Genomic DNA, 20776 nt, shown 5'->3' with positions numbered 1-20776 from the left:
GGATCCTTTGATGGTCAGGTCTCGGTATTTGTATGGTTTGTAACTAATATCGCCTCCAAATTTCCATTCCTTGTCTGCGAATCCATAGGCGAAATAGCCCCAAACTTGACGTGTTGAGAAAATTTGTCATTGGTATGAGCTCCTAACCCTAAACCTAAGCCTTCGTAGCCATTAAATCGCATCAATCGGTTAAGGTCAAAATTGATGAACTTGTAGGGCACCTGTCCGCTAAACAGAGCGTTGAGAATGTAGAGGTTTCGTTCAAAATTGAGCTCCTTTCCAATGCTGTCTATGATGTGGTAGGTGTTTGAATCTTTGTAGGTAAACTCACCCCGACGCTTTGATTCCCAAAACTCCGGAGTCTGTGCACTGGCCATGGGATCCATTTCCACCACAACGTGGTTAAACTCTCGTTTTTTGAGCACCGGATCGAGCTCGATGTTTTCGATATATCCATTCAACCGACCAATCAATCGATCGGAATCAGGAGTGGTGTCGAACATGAAGTAGATCTCCGATTTTAGTTGAACGGGAAACCATTTGCGTTTATCCACAAGCTCGTAATTCTGCTGAATGGTAATGTTGGCCCCTTCCAGATATTCGGAGGGTTCGGCCAGCACTTTTTCAACGGCATAGCCTTGCGTATTGATGTAGAGGAGTCCTCGGAGCCCATCAAATTTTTTCCCGGTTCTGGGTCGAAAGGAAAGAATGAAGGTCGTGTCGGGTTCGTTGACCACGGTATCCTCGAGAATGAAGAGGTACTTTTTGGTACTGTTTTTTGAAATAGGGTTGAGGTATTCGCGATCGCCGAGGTAAAAGTTCTCCTCATAGAAAGTAAAGGATTGCATTTGTCGCGCAATAGCAGCAAATTGTGCCGACTTCAGCCCACTCACTCGTGAGGCGAGCACCACTTCTTTGTCCCGGTTTGGTGGACGATACTTTCGGTAGGTCACAGATTCCATCAGAAACAAGTGCGCGTTTTGAATGTACTCGGCCAAATCCTGAGTGGTGACGGTATCGTTTTCCAAATCCTCTAAGTCATTGTCTTTGAGAAACTGATCGTTTTCAAATTCGCTGGCATCAAAATCCTCGGGTATTTCGGAGGTGTCTAATTGGGCCAGGCGGGAACTGTCAATCTCCAGAATTCGTGGAGGTTTGGTGGTGTCGATATCGGCGGTGACCACAAACTTGTTGTAGGTTTCGTAGGTAAAGGATCCGTTCTTTTCCGGGTTGTTGAGATCGCGGTTGTTGTAAACCCTCGCCACAATGCGGTGGGCTGGATTTTCTCCTGGAAAAACTTCAACGGGTTTCAATGAGTAGGACTTCTTCACCAATTTAATGGTTACCTGACTGGCCGATCCTACATCAAAGATTTGGGTTTCATAGCCCACATAACTCAGCTTTAAGTACCTGGTTTGGCCGAACGAATTCAATTCAAAATAGCCGTCAATATCGGAAGAGGTTCCGTAGTTGTTTACGGTATCTACCAGGTTTACAAAGGGTAACGGCTCTTTGGTTTTGCTATCGATGATTTTACCAGATAGCAAATTTTGGGCATGAATACCCGAGGGAACTAAGGCTCCGAGAAAAAGTGAAAACAGGAATAACCAACGCATTAATCGTACGGTTTTGGACAATGAAAACATGAATGTTCTGAAAACCGGGTTAAAGTCTTAAGACCGAAAATAGCCGATAATGTTTAGCAAACGGAATGTAATTGGGATGAATTGTGGCTTTGGTTTATAGACGGACTTATTTGATGATATTCACCTCCCGCTCAAGGGTGATGCCGTACTTCTGGTTAACATCTTCGATAATGCGCTCGGAGAGTCCGTAAATCTCGTTGCCACTGCCTCCGCCGTAGTTGACCAATACCAAGGCTTGTTTCTTGTGAACTCCATAGCGATCGTCAAAGGTCTTTCCTTTCCAACCACTATGCTGAATCAACCATCCGGCAGGAACCTTCACCTGATCACCGGGCTGATCATACCCTGGCATATCGGGATGAGCTTCATGAAGTTTTTCATAGAGTGATTTGGCAATTACCGGATTCTTAAAGAAGCTTCCCGCATTACCTATTTTACTTGGATCGGGTAATTTGGATTGGCGGATGCGAATCACGGCCTCACTTACTTCGCGAATTCCAGGTGATGAGATACCCATGCTTTCAAGCTCCTGTTCAATGGCCCCATAGGAGGTGTTAATCTGGGCTTGTTTGTTCAGTCTTAGGGTTATGTTCAGAATAATGGCTTTACCCTTCAACCGGGTTTTGAAAATACTGCTCCGGTATCCAAATTCACACGCTGGTCCGCTAAACGTTTCGATTTTATTCTCTTCGGGTAAATAGGCTTCCAACTCGTGGAATACGTCTTTGATTTCCACTCCATAGGCACCAATGTTCTGCATGGGGGCGGCTCCGGCATTTCCGGGAATTAAAGACATGTTTTCAATTCCAGCCAATCCTTGATCGATGGTGTACATCACCAAATCGTGCCATACTTCTCCAGCATTTACTTTGAGGTAAACGTGTTGCTCATCTTCGGCTACTTTTTTAATGCCTTTTAGATCAATTTTGAGGATGGTTCCCTCGTAGTTTTTGCAAAAAAGTACGTTGCTTCCACCTCCTAAAGGTAGGATAGGCGATCCTTGCAGTTTGGCCGATTGATAAGCCTCAGCGATGGTTTCTACCGATTGAGCTTTGACCAGGTAGCGAGACTTTACATCCAGTCCAAAAGTGTTGAAGGGGAGGAGTGAGGTATTTTCCAGAATTTCCACGAAGCTAAGATAGTTTCCGCCACCATGGGGTGGGCGGGTGGGCCGGGTAGTTATAAATCAGCAGGTGTTTAAAACTACTCGATCAGATTCTGGTAATGCCGGTAGCGGGCCATGACTTCTCTTACGTAGTTGTAAGGTTCGGATCCGCGGCAATACCCGTGCTTACATACTGGATCGGTGTAGTATTCACGTTCGGTCTTTTTCAGGATGTAGGTTTCCACGTTTCCATCCCATAGAGTGGGGTCGGCACCGTATTTGGCGGCCAAGTTCTTGGCGTCAATAATGTGACCCAATCCCACATTGTAGGAAGCCAAAACAAATTTGGTGCGTTCGGCCGTATCGGGTACTGAGCCCTTCCAAAAATCATTGATCCAGGCCAGGTAGCGCGTTCCTGCTCTAATGTTACTTTCCGGATCCAACAGGAAGGTAGAATCTACTCCATAAGTGGCAGCCGTTGTGGGTAGCAATTGCATCAATCCACTGGCTCCCGTCCAGGCAACGGCATTGGGATCAAAACCGGATTCTTGGTAAATCTGTGAGGCCAGCAATCTCCAATCCCAATTCAATTCATTGCCATACTGTAGAATGAATCCGTCGTAAGGAGAAATCTTACCTCCGGATAGGGAAGAGTAGTCGCTTTCAATTTTGGTTTTAAGCTTGGTTCTGGCCTTGAAATACTTCAGCTTAATCGTATGGAAGTCGTTGGTCTTTTTGGCGTGAATAATCCAGTCATTTACCGCATTCCTCAAGTTGGTATCCGGCAATCGCATGGCCCAGGCGATTTTTTGGGGCAGGCTGATCTCCGTTTTAACGTGAATTTGAGGGTACAGCTTTTTCTCCACCCGGGCAATGTGCTCGTCGGCAACAGTAAATTGAATTTCACGTTTGGCCACTCCTTCGATCAATTGGATGGTTTTGTTCAAGACGTGATCATCCAAAGAGTCGCTGAGCGCCACAATATCAATGTCTTCTCCGATTTCCTCACTTAGGTTCAAAAGGCGCTCGTAGAAAGAAGATCCGGCTCTTACATGGATGGTTTTTCCAGCCAATTCGGTTGGATCCAAAATGAGGTCTTTTGAGTTTTCAGGATTTTGAACCAAGACCTGGCGGGTCTTAAACAGGTGTTCTGAAAAATTTGCCTGTTCATTGCGGTCTCGGGTTACGGTTAAGTTGGCAGCGATCAAGTCTCCCTCTCCCGAATTCAATTTGTCCAGCACACCATCCAGGTTATACACCAACTTTACTTCCAACTCCAGATCAAGATCTTCACACATCCTTTCGAGCAATTCATACTCAAATCCCATGGGCTGACCTTTGTAAAGAAAATAACTCGTAGTTGAGTTATCGACCAGGGCCACGAGTTTCCCTCGTTTTTTGATAGAATCTAAATCAAAGGAATAGGGCGGAGGTTCAACCGGAATTGGGGGGGAGGTGGCTCGTTGGTACAAGCACCTGCCAGAATCAAGGCCAAAAGGCCAATAAGCATCCAAGGGTAGCGGAAACTACAAGACTTTAACCAGCAAATAATAGAAGGCGAGGACACCACCAATAATAAGAAATAATTTATAGATGTCCTTGTAATAGGTTTTGATCACAGAGCGATCTTTCCAGTATGCGGCGCCAATAACGATTAGGAAAACGACTATAAAACAAACCGCAAATATGATTCTACCCGTTGTAAACATGCTGCGAAATTAAACCGTAAAACGACAGCCTGAAAGAATCGGAAAGGAATTTTTGGCTAATTGGCCGGAGCCTGTGTACCCTGAGCTGGAGCGCCCTGAGATTGTTGCTGCATTTGTTGCTGAATTTGACGAATCAGGAACTGATGGTATTGCTGGTATTGATTCGTGCCAAAGTACATGATCGTAGCTAAAAAAGGAGTGGTTTTCTGGTATCCGGCAAACACGTTAATTCGATTGAGATTTTCATCCAATATGGCGTAAGAGGGGTAGGTGGTTTTCCCATCCAAAAGGGAATAGGCAAACAAGTGAGTGGTTTTGCGCTGACCCGGTTGGGCCAGGTTGTAAAAAGTGTAGTTGTTGAAGATTAAGGTATCCGGACTTTCGGCATCAAATTTAACCGAGTAGTAATTGCGGTGCATGTACTCAATAACTGCCGGATCTTTAAAGGTAGTGGCATCCATACGTTTACACCAGCCACACCAATCGGTATACAGATCAATAAAGATCTTTTTGGGTTCCACTTTTACTGCTGCTTCTGCTTCCTGGATCGTCATCCATTTTATTCCAGCAGGTTGTTCCTTAACTTCTTGATTTTCCTGAGCATAAACCGCCAGATTCATTCCCAGCAAGAGCGCTAATCCAAGTAAAACCTTCATACACATTGAGTTTGGTTCAAAGATACCGATTCAGGGTATAAAAAAAGGGACAGCTAATTGACCGTCCCTTTCCTTTTATAAAGTTTTAAGCTTATTCTACGCCGTGCATCAGCTTTTTAATAGGCTTATTTAGAATCACAATCAAAATGGCAATACCAATCAAAGCCAAACCAATGGTAGTAAATACAGAAAGGTATTTTTCCAATCCAGCTTGTCCGGTAAGTGCTTCTCCAGTGTCACCATGGCCACCTGTCAAAGCTGCAATTTTACCCCCTACGTAGTTGGCAATTGCAAAACTTAGGAACCAGGCTCCCATTCCGGTACCAGCAATCTTCTTAGGGGTAAGCTTGGTTACCATAGAGAGTCCAATCGGAGACAAGAAAAGCTCACCAGTGGTGTGCAACATGTACAAGAAGAATAGAGTCCAAAGTGGAACTTGGAATTCTGGGCTAACGAAAAGTACACCAACTTGGGTCAACAAGAAACCAGCAGCCAACTGAAGAATACCAAAGGCAAACTTCAATGGAATACTTGGGTTTTTACCCATTTCGGTCAACTTAATCCACATGATGGAGAAGATGGAACCGTAAAGGATAATGAAGAGTGGGTTAAAGAACTGCGTCATAGAAGCAGGCATTTCCCATCCAAAAATTATACGGTCTACGTTACGGTCAGCAAACAGCGTTAAAGAGGTACCAGCTTGCTCAAAACAAGCCCAGAAGGTAATGTTGATGATCATAAAGATGATCAGGGCAATCATTCTATCCTTCCAAATCGAAACGCCTTCTTCCTTGTCGGCTTGGATTCCAGCAGTAATCAGCATGTAACATACACCCAGGAATAATCCAAGAAGGATATAATCTAACCACTCATTCTGAAGAATCAGGATGTAACACAATGGAATTAGGAAGAATGATCCAATGGTGATAGCTTGAACGTAGTTTAATGGGCCCAATACCTTTTTCTTTCCAGCTTCAGGGATGTCCACTCCCGGGGCATGACCATATTTGGCTCGACCACTCCAGAAAATGAAGATACCCGCAAGCATACCGATACCGGCAAGACCAAATCCGTATTCAAATCCGTACGTTTCTCCTACCCAGGCTACCAGCGTGGTTGCCAGGAAGGCCCCGACATTAATACCGATGTAGAAAATGGTAAAACCTGAATCCCGCCTCGGGTCGCCCTCTTTGTACAGCTTACCTACGATGGTGGAAATATTCGCTTTAAAGTACCCGTTTCCAATAATCAGGGCGCCCATCCCGATCATCAGGAATTGTTGGTCACCACCAAGAATTAAAAACTCCCCAAGGGCCATCATCAATCCACCGAGAATTACGGCGTATTTGTAACCCAAAAATTTGTCGGCCATTCGACCTCCAAGAATCGGTGCAGCGTACACCAAACCGGTATAGGCTCCGTAAATGAGAGAGGCTTCAGCATCGCCTTTCATAAGAGATTTTACTAGATAAAGGGTAAGGAGTACCCGCATACCATAGTAGCAGAAACGTTCCCACATTTCCGAAAAGAACAAGGTCATTAACCCATCGGGGTGTCCTTCTTTGATCGTTGTATCAGACATACTTATTTGATTTCAGTTGCGAAAAGTAATCGACGAATATAAGATAATTTGGATATGATTAGAGGTTGCGCTCTACGTAATCCGTTAACAGCGTGAAGAGGTGTAGCCTCGTTTTACCACCGTAGATTCCGTGATTTTTGTCCGGATAAATCATCAGGTCAAATTGCTTGTTTTCTTTTTGAAGGGCGCTCACCATCTCCACGGAGTTTTGGAAATGAACGTTGTCATCTGCCGTACCGTGAATCAATAAGTATTTGCCTTTCAGTTTTTTGACGTGACTGATCGGTGAGTTCTCTTCATATCCTGAATTCTCTTCCGGCGTACGCATGTAGCGCTCAGTGTAAATGGTGTCGTAGAATTTCCAGTTCGTTACCGGAGCAACTGCCATGGCCATTTTAAAAATATCGGATCCTTTAAAAAGACAAAGTGAAGACATATATCCACCGTAGCTCCATCCCCAAATTCCGATGCGATCTGCCTGTACATAAGGCTGATTTTGCAAGTACTTAGCGGCTTCAATTTGATCCATGGTTTCGTATTTACCTAACTGGAGGTAGGTCATTTTCTTGAAATCCTGTCCACGAGCACCCGTTCCACGGTTATCTACCGATACAATCAAATATCCTTTCTGGGCCATCATCTGGTACCACAAAAAGTTGCTTCCGCCCCAGCTATCTTGCACAGTTTGGGATCCAGGACCACCGTATACGTACATCAATACCGGATACTTTTTGCTGGCATCGAAGTTCGGTGGCTTGATCATCCAGCCATTCAGGGTTACTTTTTCGCTGGTCTCAAAAGAGAAGAATTCCTTGGGACTCAAATTGTAGTTGGCCAATAGATCTTTCAATTTTTGGTTATCCACCAAATTGCGTACAACCGAACCATCGGACTTTTGCAAATCGATAACGTAAGGGGTGTTGGCCGTAGAGTGGTAGTTGATGAAGTATTTGAAACCGGTGCTAAAGCTGGCATCGTTGTTTCCCTTGTTTTTCGATAGTTTTTCCAATCCGGAGCCCTTTACCTTGATGCGGTATACTTCTCTTTCCATTGGATTTTCTTTAGCTGCCTGGAAGTAGATGTATCCTGATTTTTCATCAAACCCATACACCTTGGTTACTTCCCAGTCACCCTGAGTTATTTGGGTTTCTTTGCTGCCTCCTTTGCTGTAGAAGTACAAGTGGTTGTAACCACTCTTTTCGCTGGTCCAGATAAATCCTTTGTTGCCTTCCAAAAAGGTTAGGTTGTCATGAATATCAATGTAGGTTTCGCTTTGCTCCTGGATCATGGCACGAGCCTCACCGGTTGAACTGTTCACTTCGTACAGATTCAACTCCGATTGGTGGCGGTTCATTCCGGTTACCGTCAAATACTCATCCGTAGCTGACCACTTCACGCGAGGAATGTAGTAATCACGTACCTGAGCACGAGTTAGGTTTTTGGTGTTTACGTCGTAGATGGCTACACGTACCACCGAGTTAGCTTCACCCGCCTTAGGGTACTTGAATCGGTAGTCCTGAGGATACAATTCCGCTTTGTACATTGGCATGTTAAACTCAGGTACCAAGGTTTCGTCGAACCGGTAAAAAGCGATTTTGCTTCCACCTGGCGACCAGAAAAAGGCCTTGTCAAAAGCAAATTCCTCTTCATACACCCAGTCCGTAGCACCGTAGATGATTTTATTCATTTCCCCTTCCTGGGTCAACTGAGATTCTTCTCCGCTTTTCAAATCCTTTACAAAAAGGTTGTTGTCGCGTACAAAAGCCACCTTACTTCCGTCCGGTGAAAACGTGGCATAGCGTTGCTTTCCTTCCGACAACCGGGTAAGGGTCTTTTTTTCTAAATCGTAAATGAAGTTCGCTTCCCGGGTAGAATGACGGTAGATGCGTTCCGTTTCCGTAGAGAGCAACATCAGCTTTTCATCGGCAGAAAATTGGTATCCATCAATGCGAAATGGACCTTTAGTTGATTCCAGATCAGCCGTTCGAACCAATATTTTTTCCTCGTTTTGCTTTTCGTAGGAATACTGTACAATCGTTTGTAATCCTCCACGGTCATTATTGAGAGTTGTGTAGTGTACACCGTCGTTCATCGATCTCAAACCAGATACATAATCAGGGCGGAACATAGGACTGCCCCAAATGCTCTTGAGATCAAGGTCTTTTTTATCCTGGGCTGTAAGCGAACCAACCAGGATCAGGGATAAGGCGAACCAGATAGATTTCATAGAAGTTTCGATTTTATGCGCCGAAAGTAAAGAATTGCAGGCGGTTTGAAACAAATATTACACCAATGGGAAGAGGGAAAAGTCATTTTTTAGACGGTAGAGTAGTGGGAAGTGATTCCGTGCTTAAAAACAGACTCCCTGGGAAATAGCTATATTGGTTTTGGAATTAACCTTAATAAATTCTCAATATGACCTTTAAAGAACTGGCAGAAGAAGTACTTCGTCATGCCAACCGCCCCTTGTCCAGTAAAGAGATTTGGAGCTTAGCCGTTAAGCAGGGATTAAACGTGAAACTGAAAAGTTCAGGGAAAACTCCAGAAGCTACGTTAGGAGCTCGATTGTATGTTTCGGTTAATAAGGATCCAGAGAGCAACTTTATAGCTGTTGGAAAACGACCTAAACGATTTGCACTCAAAAATGAATCAAGTAATGGAGCAAGAATAAATGGAATAGCTATACCTAAAGAAGGTTCACCGAAAGGGTCCGAAACGGTAAAGCAATCATCTAAGTCATTTTTAGAAAAAGATTTACACCCTTTCTTAGCCCATTTTGCCTACCACCATTTAAACTGTCATTGCAAAACGATTAATCACAGTAAGTCAGATAAAAAGAGCTACGGTGAATGGGTTCACCCTGACCTTGTTGGCTGTGTCTATCCTATTGGAAAGTGGGATAATGAATTATTGAATCTTAGTTCGGCAGTTGGTAATACTTCCGTGAAGTTTATCTCTTTTGAATTGAAGAAAGAATTAAAACTTTCCACACTTAGAGAAAATTTCTTTCAGACCGTTTCTAACTCTTCCTGGGCTAACGAAAGTTATTTAGTGGCTGCTAAAGTTTCTAAAAACGAAGATTTTATAAATGAATTGGCTAGGCTTTCTTCCTCCTTTGGAGTTGGGGTAATAGAGCTCAACTTAGAAAAACCTAAAGCTTCACAGATTAAATTTCCCGCCATTCATAAAGGAAATTTAGACTGGCTTACTATGAATAAGTTGGTCTCCATGAACAGCGATTTTAGCAATTTTGTAAAGCGGGTTCGAATTGATTTGAATAGCAATGAAATTATAAAGGAACGTTACGATAAGGTGCTTGATGAACGCCAATTAGCAAAACTGCTTGATGGATAAGCCACTCAAGTTGTTTGTTTAGAAATTTAGTAGCTTCGACCCATCTTGAAAACCACACCCGCCAAAACCGAACGCCTCCATGCCCTGGATTCTTTGAGAGCCATTATGATGCTTTTGGGATTGGTTTTGCACACAGCCATCACCTATGGAACGGTAGATTACGGTTCTTCCTGGATGCTCAAGGATCCCAATACGACTCATGTAACCTTCGATGCGATTGTGGCTCTAATCCACTCTTTTCGTATGCAAATCTTTTTTCTAATTGCAGGCTTTTTTGGGGCCTTGCTGTTCTACGAGCGATCACCAGCTCGAATGATTAAGAATCGGATACAGCGCATTGGCTTGCCTTTTTTGGTCTTTTTGTTCGTCTTATGGCCTTCGATCAAGTTTGCTTTTACCTATACAGATTTGGTTTTTAGTGGTGCTCCGGATGCCTGGCAACAAGCGGTTGAGGATTTATGGAGCTGGAGTTCATTGCTGCCTACTAACACCTTTCACCTTTGGTTTCTTTACGATCTCATTCATGTGAACATATTGTTCCTTGGCTTCGCGTTTTTATTCATTCGATGGAAGAGGGGCGCGGACTTTATCAAAAGGAATTTTATTTGGGTGATTAAGCGCCCCTTGGTTCGCCTTGTAGTCTTGAGCCTTCTTACCGGGTTGGTATACTATTCCATTGACACCTACTCTGTTCCCAGCACGGCCTCGTTCATTCCCAATTACCTGGAGGTATTCTATTACTCGTCCTTTTATGCCTTTGGCTGGGTGTTGTTCAAGGCGAAGGAGCAATTGGATGAATTCAAGAATGGAGACCGAATCAGTTTGGTTGCTGGAATTGCCCTGTTTTTTGTCCACATCATCTACCGCGATTCCTACACCTTTTTGCAGCACGTCGTGCTTCAGGCCATCACCGTGTGGCTCCTGATTTTTGGAATTATGGGATGTTTTATCCGTTACGGAAGCCAGCACTCTTATAAAATGCGCTACATCTCCGATTCCTCTTATTGGGTCTACTTGATTCACCTTTCCTTCGTAGCCTTTTTTCCAGGGTTAATGGTGGATTGGCCTATTCCGGCAGTAATCAAACTGTTGATTGTGGTTGGGGCCAGCAGCATAATCTGTTGGATTAGTTACCACTACCTCGTTCGATCTACTTTCATTGGCAAGTTTCTAAATGGAAGGAAATACCCTCGAAAAGGGTAGCATGAACCCGAGCTAAGAAGGGTCTGTCGTGGCGGATTCCTTCAAATTCCAATCCTTAATAACTCCTGACTCGACTCTCGATACCTAACTCTCATTCCGTATACATTTGCGGTGTTTATGCGCAAAATCTGGTCACAACAATCCGAACTGGTAAAAAACTTCCTGACTTTGTTTTCAGGAACCTTTCTGGCCCAGGTGGCTCCATTTCTGGCCTCCCTGTTGCTGGCTCGGTTGTTTTTACCCGAAGAGTTTGGTGAATTTGGGGTAGTGATGTCCATGGTTTCGGTTTGCGCAGTGATGATCAGTGGGCGTTATGAGCTGGCCCTGGTTCTCCCTAAAAGTGATCGGGCGGGTAAGGCCATTTCGGTTGCCTCGATGCTGTTTACTCTGGTTTATTCCGTTTTGTTGGGAATTGTAGCCTGGATATTTTGGCCTCAAATTGGCGCCTATCTTCAGTTGCAAAATCCCTATTGGGTATTGGTCGTTCCCGGTATCTGTTTTGTTGCAGGTATCTACAATCCTTTTAGCTATTGGCTGACCCGTAAAAAGGCTTTCAAAAGAGCTGCTGTCAATAAAGTGGTTCAAACCTGGTCCTTAGCAGGTGTCTCACTGGTACTCGGTTTTTTGGCCGTTCGCAGTGGATTGATCTATGGGTACATTGCAGGATGGGTTTTGCTTACCGGATTCTCCATCTACCAGGCCCGATTAGAAAATTGGGACCTCAAAGGAATCAGTTGGAGAGCCGTTAGAAGGATGGCTCATGAGTTTAGGGAGTTTCCGTTGCTCAACTCCTTGCCAGCTTTGCTCAACACCTTGGCTCCGCACATGATGGTGTTCTACATTTCCCACACCTTTTCGCAAGATGAGGTAGGGTATTACAACTACGCCCGTCAGCTGCTGTTAGGCCCACTATCCATGATTGCTACTGCCTTTGCTCAGGTTTATTTTCAACGTATTGCCGAGAAAAAACAGGACAACGAAAGCTTTTACTCCGAGTTTAGAAAGCTGTTTCTTCTCTTAGCCGGAGGCGGACTTCTGGTGGCACTCGTCGTTGCCTTTTTAGGACCTTGGTTGTTCAAGACAATCCTGGGAGATATTTGGGAACCATCGGGTCAATTTGCTCGCATTTTGGTGATAAGCTATGCCATTCAATTTGCCGTATCTCCGCTTTCCACCATCTTGGCGGCCTTGAAAGAAATGAAGCTGGCTACCCTGTTTCCCATTCTTTACTTCATTCTCATGCTCGTGCTCTATCTGCTCAACATGCAAGATATCAACCGCTTTATTCCTTGGTTGACCGCCTTTGAATCAGTAGCCTACATCATCTACGGACTGATTATTTGGTACGCGGTACGTCGCTATGAGAATCGGTTGAATCCTAGATAAAGGAGTTTCGCCCTCAGCTCAGGCACTTGCTTTCCCCGCTCTCAAACTCAATATCCCTATCTTGAAGGCCCAATCCAAATAGATTGACAAAACCGATGAAATACATACTAACGACCCTATTTGCTGGACTATTTGCAGTTGCAGCTCTTGCTCAATGCAATGCTCAATTGGAAAAATACATCACCGGTTTTGATAGCCTCAAGGCAAGTTCATTCTCCTTTTTCGACAGTAGTTTGAAAGACGTGCGCATAGTGGGGTATGGGGAAGATACTCACGGAACGGCTGAATTCACTTTGCTGACCAAGGATTTGATGACCTACTTGTCCCAGAATCATGGATTTAAAATTTTGATCCTTGAAACGGGTTTTGGTGAAGGGCAATACTTAAATGACTACATCCAGGGGCGTAGAGATGATTTAAAAACCATTTTGAAAGAGCACAATTCTACCTGGAGATACAACACCCAGGAGTTTCATCAATTAATGAATGGCTTGAGGGAATACAATCAGAATCATGCGGAAAAGATCCATGTGTACGGCAGCGAAATGCAATACGTGATTTCAGACGCGAACAGAATAAGAGATTTCCTGAAAAAAGCAGATACCAACTATCGGATCGACGGGTTTGAAAAACACCTGTGGCAGCCGATGGAGGAGTATGAGAAAACCGATTATTACGTGTCTTATGTGAAGCTAAAAAACTATTTCACAGATAACTATGAAATCCTCAAAAGCAAAACCTCCGAAAAAGAGCTGGAATTAGCCTATCGTCATGTGCTGGTGCTGGGCCAATTTGTTATGGCCATTCACCAAAATGCCGAACAGCGCAAGCATGACATGAGAGATATGTACATCGCCGAAAACATCGAGTGGATTTTACATTTTCACGGTACCGAATCCAAAGCCCTTTACTGGGCGCACAATGCTCATGTAGGAGATTGGGTGGACAACGGATCGGTAGATGTGGCGGGGCACCAATTGAGAAAGATGTATGGCGATGCCTATTTTAACCTGGCTACAGATTTTGGAACCGGCGAGTATATGGCGTTTTCACACGACGGCAAACTCATTGCTTTTGGTCATGAAAGTGTGGTAGAAGACTCCTTTACGGCTTGTTTGAAAGACTTTGGTAAACCCAATGCCTTTTTAAATATCCGCCAGGCAAGAGAAGATTCGACACTTATAGAATTCCTGAATTCCAACCTGACAACCATGAGTGGTGCAGGGGCGGTAATCAGGGATGAGGAAACAGAAACCAAAGAACTCGGTAAAGCTTTTGACGGGATCATTTACCTCAACCAAACCCATAAAATCAATTGGGCAGAATAAGTCCATAGATCTTAACGATCCATTTACCGTTATCCCTTGCTCAAAACTCTTTTCCGCATAGTTGGCATTTACCCGAGACAAAAAAGTAACTTTACCCAATCGTTAGGGGTGCCCCTTAAAGGCTGAGATTATACCCTATGAACCTGAGATGTTTAATGACAGCGGAGGGAAACGAGGATTGAAAATCATTGGATACATAGATATATGAGCCACTCTCACGGTTGTGATTGTGGCTTTTTTATTGCTCAAAATTTAACGCTATAGACAATGCCTGAAAAAGAACAATTCAGCGGAATATTGAAAGAATTACGTGAACAATCACCTTTGGTTCACAACATCACCAATTATGTAGTGATGAACAACACGGCCAATGCATTACTTGCTGCAGGGGCATCACCGGTAATGGCTCATGCCATTGAAGAAGTGGAAGACATTACCTCTATTTCATCGTCCTTGGTGATCAACATGGGGACCTTGAGTCCCAAATGGGTGGAAGCCATGGAAAAGGCGATGAAAAAAGCCAATGAGCTGAACAAACCCATCGTTTTTGACCCGGTAGGTGTGGGCGCTTCGAAATACAGAACCGAAACGGCTTTGAAGATTATGGAAACCTACAAACCGACAGTGATAAGGGGAAATGCTTCAGAGATTATGGCCTTGGCCCAACTCAGCAATAGCACCAAAGGAGTGGACAGTACCACAAGTTCAGAAAATGCTTTGGAGGCTGCTAAAGAGCTTTCCAGGCAACTCAACAATACTATTGTGATTAGTGGGGCAACTGATTTTATAGTAACAAACGAACGATTGGACAAAGTAACCAGCGGAAGTCCCCTGATGGCCAAAGTAACCGGAATGGGATGTACAGCTACCAGTATTATTGGGGCTTGTGTTGCGGTTAACCCAGATTATCATTCGGCGGCTCACCAAGCTATGGAAATTATGGGCAAAGCAGGCGAGAAGGCAGAAGAAACTGCCCAGGGTCCAGGAAGCTTCCAAATGAATTTTATCGACGCTCTGCATCAATTGCTTGAAGAAAAGTGAAAAAGGCAGACTGTTCTTTGATGTTTGTGACGGACGAGCGCATCACCAACGACGAGCTCTTTTTCCAGGTTCTGGAAGCCAGTCTAAAAGGTGGAGTAAGTATCGTTCAGTTAAGAGAAAAGACCCTGAATACGAAACGATTTTATGAACGTGCAGTGGCGGCGAAAAGCCTTTGTACAAAGCATGACACCCCGCTGATTATTAATGATAGAATCGATATTGCTTTGGCCATAGACGCAGATGGAGTTCATCTGGGGCAAAAGGATATGCCCGTGATCCTTGCTCGAGAATTATTGGGGACCCAAAAAATCATTGGCTGGTCCGTCAGTAATGAAGAACAAGCGGCTGAAGCCAACCACCTTGAAGTAGATTACATTGGCTTATCTCCGCTTTATAACACGGCTACAAAAACGAAGGATTTAGATCCTGCTTTGGGTATTGAGGGCCTACAAAGATTGAAGGCCATAAGCATAAAGCCTATCGTTTGTATTGGGGGAATTGATTCAAACAATGCGGCGGAGGTTATGCAAAATGGGGCAGCGGGAATTGCGGTGGTTTCAGCTATATCTCAAGCAAACGACCCGGAACAGGCAACGAAACAACTAAAAGAAATTATATGGCAAGCTGGTACAAAGAAATAAGTGTAAAAACAGATTACATTTTTCAGCAAATAACGGAGCATCCTTTCATCAAAGAGCTCATGGCGGGAACGCTTCCCAAGGAGGTATTCCATTTTTACATTCATCAGGATACGCTTTACCTGGCCGAATACAAAAAGGTTTTGGCTCAGATCGGTATTCAATGTCCGGATGAAAACGATACCCAATTCTTTTTGGGCGCTGCAACGGGAATTATCCACGTAGAAAATGCCCTGCACCAAAACTTTTTGGGTCGGGAAGAGCGGGTGAATGAAACCTCTCCCACCTGTGAATTATACATCAGTTATTTATCCCGGATGGCCCATTCAAAATCCTTGGAAGAAGGTCTTGCTGCCGTGCTCCCATGTTTTACTATCTACAAACAAGTGGGGGACTATATCCTGGCTAATCAAAGTCATGAGGGCGATAACCCTTATCAGGATTGGATCGATACCTATGGCGGTGAAGAGTTTGCCAATTCGGTAAAACAAGCGGTTGAAATCACTGACAAATATGCGGTTACCGCTTCACCAGAAAAACGGGAGAAAATGAATGAAGCTTTTGAAAAAGCGTCAAAATTGGAATGGATGTTTTGGGACAGTGCCTACCACAAAGAATCATGGAAAGTATGAAGAACCCTTACAAGAGTGTATTGACCATTGCCGGCAGCGATTCCGGAGGTTGCGCTGGAATACAGGCGGATATTAAGAGTATTTCGGCTTGTGGTGCCTATGCGGCAAGTGTTATCACGGCCACAACGGCACAAAATACCCAGGGCGTTACGGATATTCACCCCATCCCGATTTCACACCTCGAGAAGCAATTGGATGCCGTATTTAGCGATATCCATTTTGATGCGGTAAAAATTGGAATGCTTCATTCCTGCGAAGTCATTGAGGCGATTGCCCAAAAACTGTCAGAGTACAAGGCCTCCAACGTTGTGATTGATACGGTTATGGTAGCCACTTCAGGCGATCACTTAATTACCCGTGAGGCTGTTGGTTGCCTTAAGGAATTGTTGCCCAAGGCCGTCTTGATTACTCCAAATACCAAAGAGGCGGAAGTACTGATCGGGCATACCATTGATCGAAACAATACCGAAGCCACAGCACGCGAAATTGGTCAGCAGTTTAAAACCTCTGTGTTGCTAAAAGGGGGGCACTTAGAGGATTCAACTGAAAACATGATGGATGTGTTGTACGAATACGGCCGTGATAGAACGGTGATTATTGAGAACCCAAGAATTGATACGAACAACACACATGGAACCGGGTGTAGTTTGTCCTCAAGCATCGCCACTTTTCTGAGTCAGGGTAACGATTTGGAAAGCGCAGTAAGGAAAGGATGCGAATACATCAATCGTGCGATTGATCAAGGTAAGGACAAAACCTTGGGCCGGGGAAATGGTCCGATAAACCACTTCGGGTTGAAATAAGGACAGTGGCGGTTTGATTTTTCGTAGTTCTGATATCTTTATCCAAAACGAATTTCGGTAGAATGAGGGACAATGCCAGGTATTCTGATTCGTTTCAACTTTTCAACTATGGAAGATATAAAAGGTCAGTTTGAGATTCACGAGCCCTTCATCATCACCGGAAGAGGGCTCACTTTTGCAGGAATCGTTCTCCAGGGTGAAGTGAATCAGGGTGATGTGCTCCAATTTGACATTAACGGAGAATCCTTGAAGCGGATGATCACTGGAGTGGATATGGGAATGCGACTCCCCAAGGAGAATCGATTGACGGGGCTATTGATCAGGTGCGAAAATGAAGAGGAAATGAAAGCACTGAGAGCCTGGAACCCCAATAAAGCAAGGGCGTCCATCCTTTCGGGTAGATCGAGCTGACTGCATTCAAAAGGTTGAGAACCATTTAGTAAGTTTGATGCAAACTCGTAGCCAATTGCCCAATCCCATTAAATACAGGAGTTTATGAAAGAAGTGATAATTGCATCCTGCATGCTTTTGACTTTGGTAGTATTCAAATTCCTGAATAAGAAGGCAGCCAGCCCAGTGGTGATGAGAAATACGCATTCCATGCCCAAGGCTTATTTGTTTATGGGCTACTTAATGATATTGATCGCATTGGCCATCCTGATTGTACCTCGCTTTATGTCGAATGCTCCTGAGTATTATCATCCTCTGGTTTGGTTGATCATCGTGGCAGTATTTCTATTCGGAGTATGGATTATCAGATTATGCCAGGTACATAAAGTTTCAACCACTGATGATGGATTCACGGTTCACACCCTATTTGGTCAGGAAAAGGAATTCAAGTTCGATCAAATTCAATCCTTGAACATCAGCCTGTTGACCTACTTCATTTCGATTAAAGACAAACAAGGGCAAAAGAGCAACATGTATTTTCATTTGACCGGATTGATTGTTGTGCTCAAGAAAATAAGGTCGAAAAGTGGGAAGGATATCACTGCCATCGAGCGATTGCTGTCCTCCTTTTAAACGAATAACCTATTTCAATACCCGTGAGAAAATACAGAACCAATGGAGCAGTAGGAGCCTTACTCGATGAGTATGAAAAGGCATTAAACGAATTGTTTACCGTTATCGCTGATTTGAGCTCAAGTGAATTGACACAGATCATTGATCCGGATACAAAAGACGCCGATTGCCACTCCATCCAAACTATATTGACTCATCTTGTCCAAAGCGGTTATACCTATGCGGTTGAAATCAGAAAGTGGCAAGGAGAGGATGAGGATTATCGCGACAAAGAAACCTTAAGCAGTGTCCAAGAATACCGAGCGGCCTTGTGGATCATGTTTCAGTTTACCGAAAAGCTTTTCGAAGACCACCCCAATCTCAAATTGACCGAATACGACAACGCTAAAAAGATCCAAGTAAGATGGGGGCAAACTTTTGATGTGGAGCAGCTCATGCAACACGCCATTGTCCATATACTCCGGCATCGGAGACAGATCGAGAAGTTTAAGCTCTTATTAGGTTAGCTAAATTTTCTATTTTCCGATTCATTTAGAGAAAGGGATCATGACTTCTTTTGATACCAAGAAAAAACAATCCATGAAATACATTGCCCTGGTTCTCATTTTGAGCCTGAACTGCTTTACCGCTTTTTCTCAAGACCCGGATTTTGGAGGGAAGAAACATTCAATTAACTCCAAGTACCTAAATGAGTCCCGCGAAATTTGGGTAGGACTACCTGCCGGTTACGATTCCACGATTAGCTATCCTACCATCTATGTGATGGATGCAGAATACCAATTTGATATTACCTATGCCATTATGAAGGAGTTAGCGGTTAATGATAAGATTCCCAATCACATCGTTGTCGGCATTCCCTACCAGGATCCCCAAAAGAGGGTCTACGATTTAACCTTTACCACCAACAGCTACAATTCTGATGGAACCCCTGATTCGCTGATCGCGACCTATTTTTCGGATAGTCTCACCGGGGGAGGAGTCAACTTTTTGAAGTATCTGGTAGATGAAGTAGTTCCATGGGTCAACTCCGAATACAACACCAATGGTTTTGATGTTTACATCGGTCATTCCTTAAGTGGGTATTTTGGGGCTTATATGTTGGTGCAGGAGAATCCCTTTGAAGCCCTTCAGTTGTATGATCCGAGCATCTGGTACGAACACGGTGATGTGATCCGGTACGTGGAGAAAAACGGCAATTCAAAAATTCAATCCAACGTTTTCATTTCCACTGCCAATGGAGGAAAGGAAAGGCAGCAATACAATGTGGATACGCATCAGGAATTCTACGATCTGTTACAAGGCAAAAAGGTCAATTCAGAGTTGAAAATCTATGAAGAAGGGCATAGTTCTGTTCGGCTTCCCAGTTTGATTGACGGACTAACCAACTTGTATGAAGGTTATGCCATTGGCACGATCATGCCCACTGATACAATCACCGCCCAGGATGTAAAAGACCACTACGCAGCCTTTTCGAATAAGGTGAATTTTGAGTTTACTCCAACCGTAGAGGCCTTTCGATGGACTGGCTATGTTAATCACTATCAAGGAAAATGGCCCGAGGCGATAGATGCGTACAAAGAATGTACAAGTCTCTATAAGTCCGATCTAATGATGCTCTTGGAATTTGCAGATTGTTACTTTCAGCTGGAGGAATACGGCAAGAGTATGGAGGTGTACGAAATGGTCCTTGAGATTGACCCTACAAATGAAGGAGCCCAATTGAGAAAGGAAGAAATCAAGAAGCTTTTAGATAAGGGCTAATGGGATGGCTTCCGTTATGATAAAGTGAATCTAACCAACCAGATGATTCACAATAGCTTCACAAACCCCAAACGATTCATACCGTTATTGAGGTAACAAACAATTGAATCCAAACGTCCTCGGACTCAAACTCGCACTGTAATGCTCCTCCATCACCTAAACTGCGTCCAAATAGAATCACCCTTTGGATCTGCCATTGGCCATTGCCTGCTCATTGAAAACAACGGAACCCTAACTCTGATAGACGTCGGAATAGGATTAGAAGAAAACCGCGAACCCGAAAAGAAATTAGGGAAAGAACTGGTAGAAATCACCGGATTTCAATTCGACGAAAGCTATACTGCCATTCGCCAGATTGAGCAATTAGGATTAGATCCAAACCAAGCAAAAAACATCGTGTGCTCCCATCTCGATCCGGATCACATCGGTGGGGCAGTGGACTTTCCCCATGCCCGGTTGCACGTGTCCAGCGAAGAGCTTGATGCCTTCAACCAGGGAGACGAGCGCTACCTGAATTACCAATTGGCCTATCATCCCTCCATACGCCAGTATGAGCAAAATGACAGCGAATGGTTTGGATTACCTGCTCGTAAGCTGGACCTGGATTTTGAAGCCTACCTCATTCCTTTATTTGGCCATACGCTTGGTCACTGTGGTGTAGCCATCAAAACCGATAAGGACTGGCTTTTTTATGCCGGAGATGCCTACTACCTTCGAGCAGAATTAAAGGATAAAAACCATCCCGTAGATCAATTAGCGACTATCCGAGCGGTGGATAACGAAGCCCGATTGGAATCCTTGGAAAAGGTTCGTCGTTTAATTGAAACCCATGGAGATCAAATGACCTATTTTGGATACCACGATCCCGAGGAGTTTGAATGGGAAAGGGCGATTGAAACCCTTAAGTAG

General features: G+C 44.1%; 20 protein-coding genes and 1 riboswitch. Of the genes, 13 read left to right on the top strand and 7 right to left on the bottom strand.

The window, feature by feature from the left end; genetic code table 11:
• Positions 1-14: 14 nt before the first annotated feature.
• From KFE98_00580 to KFE98_00550, 7 genes are all read right to left on the bottom strand, one after another.
• Positions 15-1616 (bottom strand): carboxypeptidase-like regulatory domain-containing protein, encoded by a 1602-nt coding sequence (locus tag KFE98_00580; protein UTW62683.1) that lies wholly within the window; start codon positions 1614-1616, stop codon positions 15-17.
• 136 nt (positions 1617-1752) lie between these two features.
• The gene (gene murB / locus KFE98_00575) at positions 1753-2775 is read right to left on the bottom strand and encodes a UDP-N-acetylmuramate dehydrogenase (protein UTW62682.1); all 1023 of its coding nucleotides are present in this window, start codon (positions 2773-2775) and stop codon (positions 1753-1755) included.
• A 74-nt stretch (positions 2776-2849) separates the two neighbouring features.
• Complete coding sequence (locus tag KFE98_00570; GenBank protein UTW62681.1) at positions 2850-4133, bottom strand: transporter substrate-binding domain-containing protein; 1284 nt, start codon at positions 4131-4133, stop codon at positions 2850-2852.
• 144 nt (positions 4134-4277) lie between these two features.
• On the bottom strand, positions 4278-4460 hold the full coding sequence (locus tag KFE98_00565; GenBank protein ID UTW62680.1) for a hypothetical protein: 183 nt from the start codon (positions 4458-4460) through the stop codon (positions 4278-4280).
• Between the two features lie 56 nt (positions 4461-4516).
• Entirely contained in the window at positions 4517-5080 is a 564-nt protein-coding gene (locus tag KFE98_00560) for a DUF255 domain-containing protein (GenBank protein UTW64609.1), read from the bottom strand.
• A gap of 127 nt (positions 5081-5207) precedes the next feature.
• On the bottom strand, positions 5208-6698 hold the full coding sequence (locus tag KFE98_00555) for a peptide MFS transporter (protein UTW62679.1): 1491 nt from the start codon (positions 6696-6698) through the stop codon (positions 5208-5210).
• A 58-nt stretch (positions 6699-6756) separates the two neighbouring features.
• Positions 6757-8925 carry a S9 family peptidase gene (locus tag KFE98_00550; GenBank protein ID UTW62678.1) on the bottom strand — a complete coding sequence of 723 codons (2169 nt, stop codon included), beginning with the start codon at positions 8923-8925 and terminating at the stop codon, positions 6757-6759.
• A gap of 188 nt (positions 8926-9113) precedes the next feature.
• Here KFE98_00550 and KFE98_00545 point away from each other — a divergent pair, with 188 nt between their 5' ends.
• The 13 genes from KFE98_00545 (at position 9114) to KFE98_00485 (ending at position 20776) form a co-directional block, all read left to right on the top strand.
• Positions 9114-10052, top strand: a complete 939-nt coding sequence (locus tag KFE98_00545) for a hypothetical protein (protein ID UTW62677.1) — start codon at positions 9114-9116, stop codon at positions 10050-10052.
• 105 nt (positions 10053-10157) lie between these two features.
• The gene (locus tag KFE98_00540; GenBank protein ID UTW64608.1) at positions 10158-11255 is read left to right on the top strand and encodes an acyltransferase family protein; all 1098 of its coding nucleotides are present in this window, start codon (positions 10158-10160) and stop codon (positions 11253-11255) included.
• 117 nt (positions 11256-11372) lie between these two features.
• Positions 11373-12641, top strand: a complete 1269-nt coding sequence (locus KFE98_00535; GenBank protein ID UTW62676.1) for an oligosaccharide flippase family protein — start codon at positions 11373-11375, stop codon at positions 12639-12641.
• 95 nt (positions 12642-12736) lie between these two features.
• A complete protein-coding gene (locus KFE98_00530; protein UTW62675.1) occupies positions 12737-13969 on the top strand; it encodes an erythromycin esterase family protein in 1233 nt (410 codons plus the stop codon).
• Positions 13970-14063: 94 nt separating this feature from the next.
• Positions 14064-14156, top strand: a riboswitch (TPP riboswitch).
• A gap of 80 nt (positions 14157-14236) precedes the next feature.
• Positions 14237-15010 carry a hydroxyethylthiazole kinase gene (thiM, locus tag KFE98_00525; GenBank protein UTW62674.1) on the top strand — a complete coding sequence of 258 codons (774 nt, stop codon included), beginning with the start codon at positions 14237-14239 and terminating at the stop codon, positions 15008-15010.
• A 20-nt stretch (positions 15011-15030) separates the two neighbouring features.
• Positions 15031-15651, top strand: coding sequence for a thiamine phosphate synthase (thiE, locus tag KFE98_00520; protein ID UTW64607.1), 621 nt, complete (start codon positions 15031-15033; stop codon positions 15649-15651).
• Positions 15627-16280 (top strand): thiaminase II, encoded by a 654-nt coding sequence (gene tenA / locus KFE98_00515; GenBank protein UTW62673.1) that lies wholly within the window; start codon positions 15627-15629, stop codon positions 16278-16280. Before thiE ends, tenA begins: the two co-directional genes overlap by 25 nt.
• Positions 16268-17083, top strand: coding sequence for a bifunctional hydroxymethylpyrimidine kinase/phosphomethylpyrimidine kinase (thiD, locus tag KFE98_00510; protein ID UTW62672.1), 816 nt, complete (start codon positions 16268-16270; stop codon positions 17081-17083). The genes tenA and thiD overlap by 13 nt, the downstream gene beginning before the upstream one ends.
• Before the next feature lie 108 nt (positions 17084-17191).
• Positions 17192-17494: a hypothetical protein gene (locus tag KFE98_00505; protein ID UTW62671.1), complete on the top strand. Its 303-nt coding sequence runs from the start codon at positions 17192-17194 to the stop codon at positions 17492-17494.
• Between the two features lie 84 nt (positions 17495-17578).
• The gene (locus tag KFE98_00500) at positions 17579-18106 is read left to right on the top strand and encodes a hypothetical protein (GenBank protein ID UTW62670.1); all 528 of its coding nucleotides are present in this window, start codon (positions 17579-17581) and stop codon (positions 18104-18106) included.
• A gap of 23 nt (positions 18107-18129) precedes the next feature.
• Entirely contained in the window at positions 18130-18612 is a 483-nt protein-coding gene (locus tag KFE98_00495; protein UTW62669.1) for a DinB family protein, read from the top strand.
• A 73-nt stretch (positions 18613-18685) separates the two neighbouring features.
• Complete coding sequence (locus tag KFE98_00490) at positions 18686-19867, top strand: hypothetical protein (GenBank protein UTW62668.1); 1182 nt, start codon at positions 18686-18688, stop codon at positions 19865-19867.
• A gap of 141 nt (positions 19868-20008) precedes the next feature.
• Complete coding sequence (locus KFE98_00485) at positions 20009-20776, top strand: MBL fold metallo-hydrolase (protein UTW62667.1); 768 nt, start codon at positions 20009-20011, stop codon at positions 20774-20776.

Source organism: bacterium SCSIO 12741, from assembly GCA_024398055.1.
Lineage (GTDB): Bacteria > Bacteroidota > Bacteroidia > Flavobacteriales_G > Salibacteraceae > SCSIO-12741.
The sequence above is the reverse complement of the archived record's forward strand: the minus strand, read 5'-3'. Positions and strand labels throughout refer to the sequence as shown.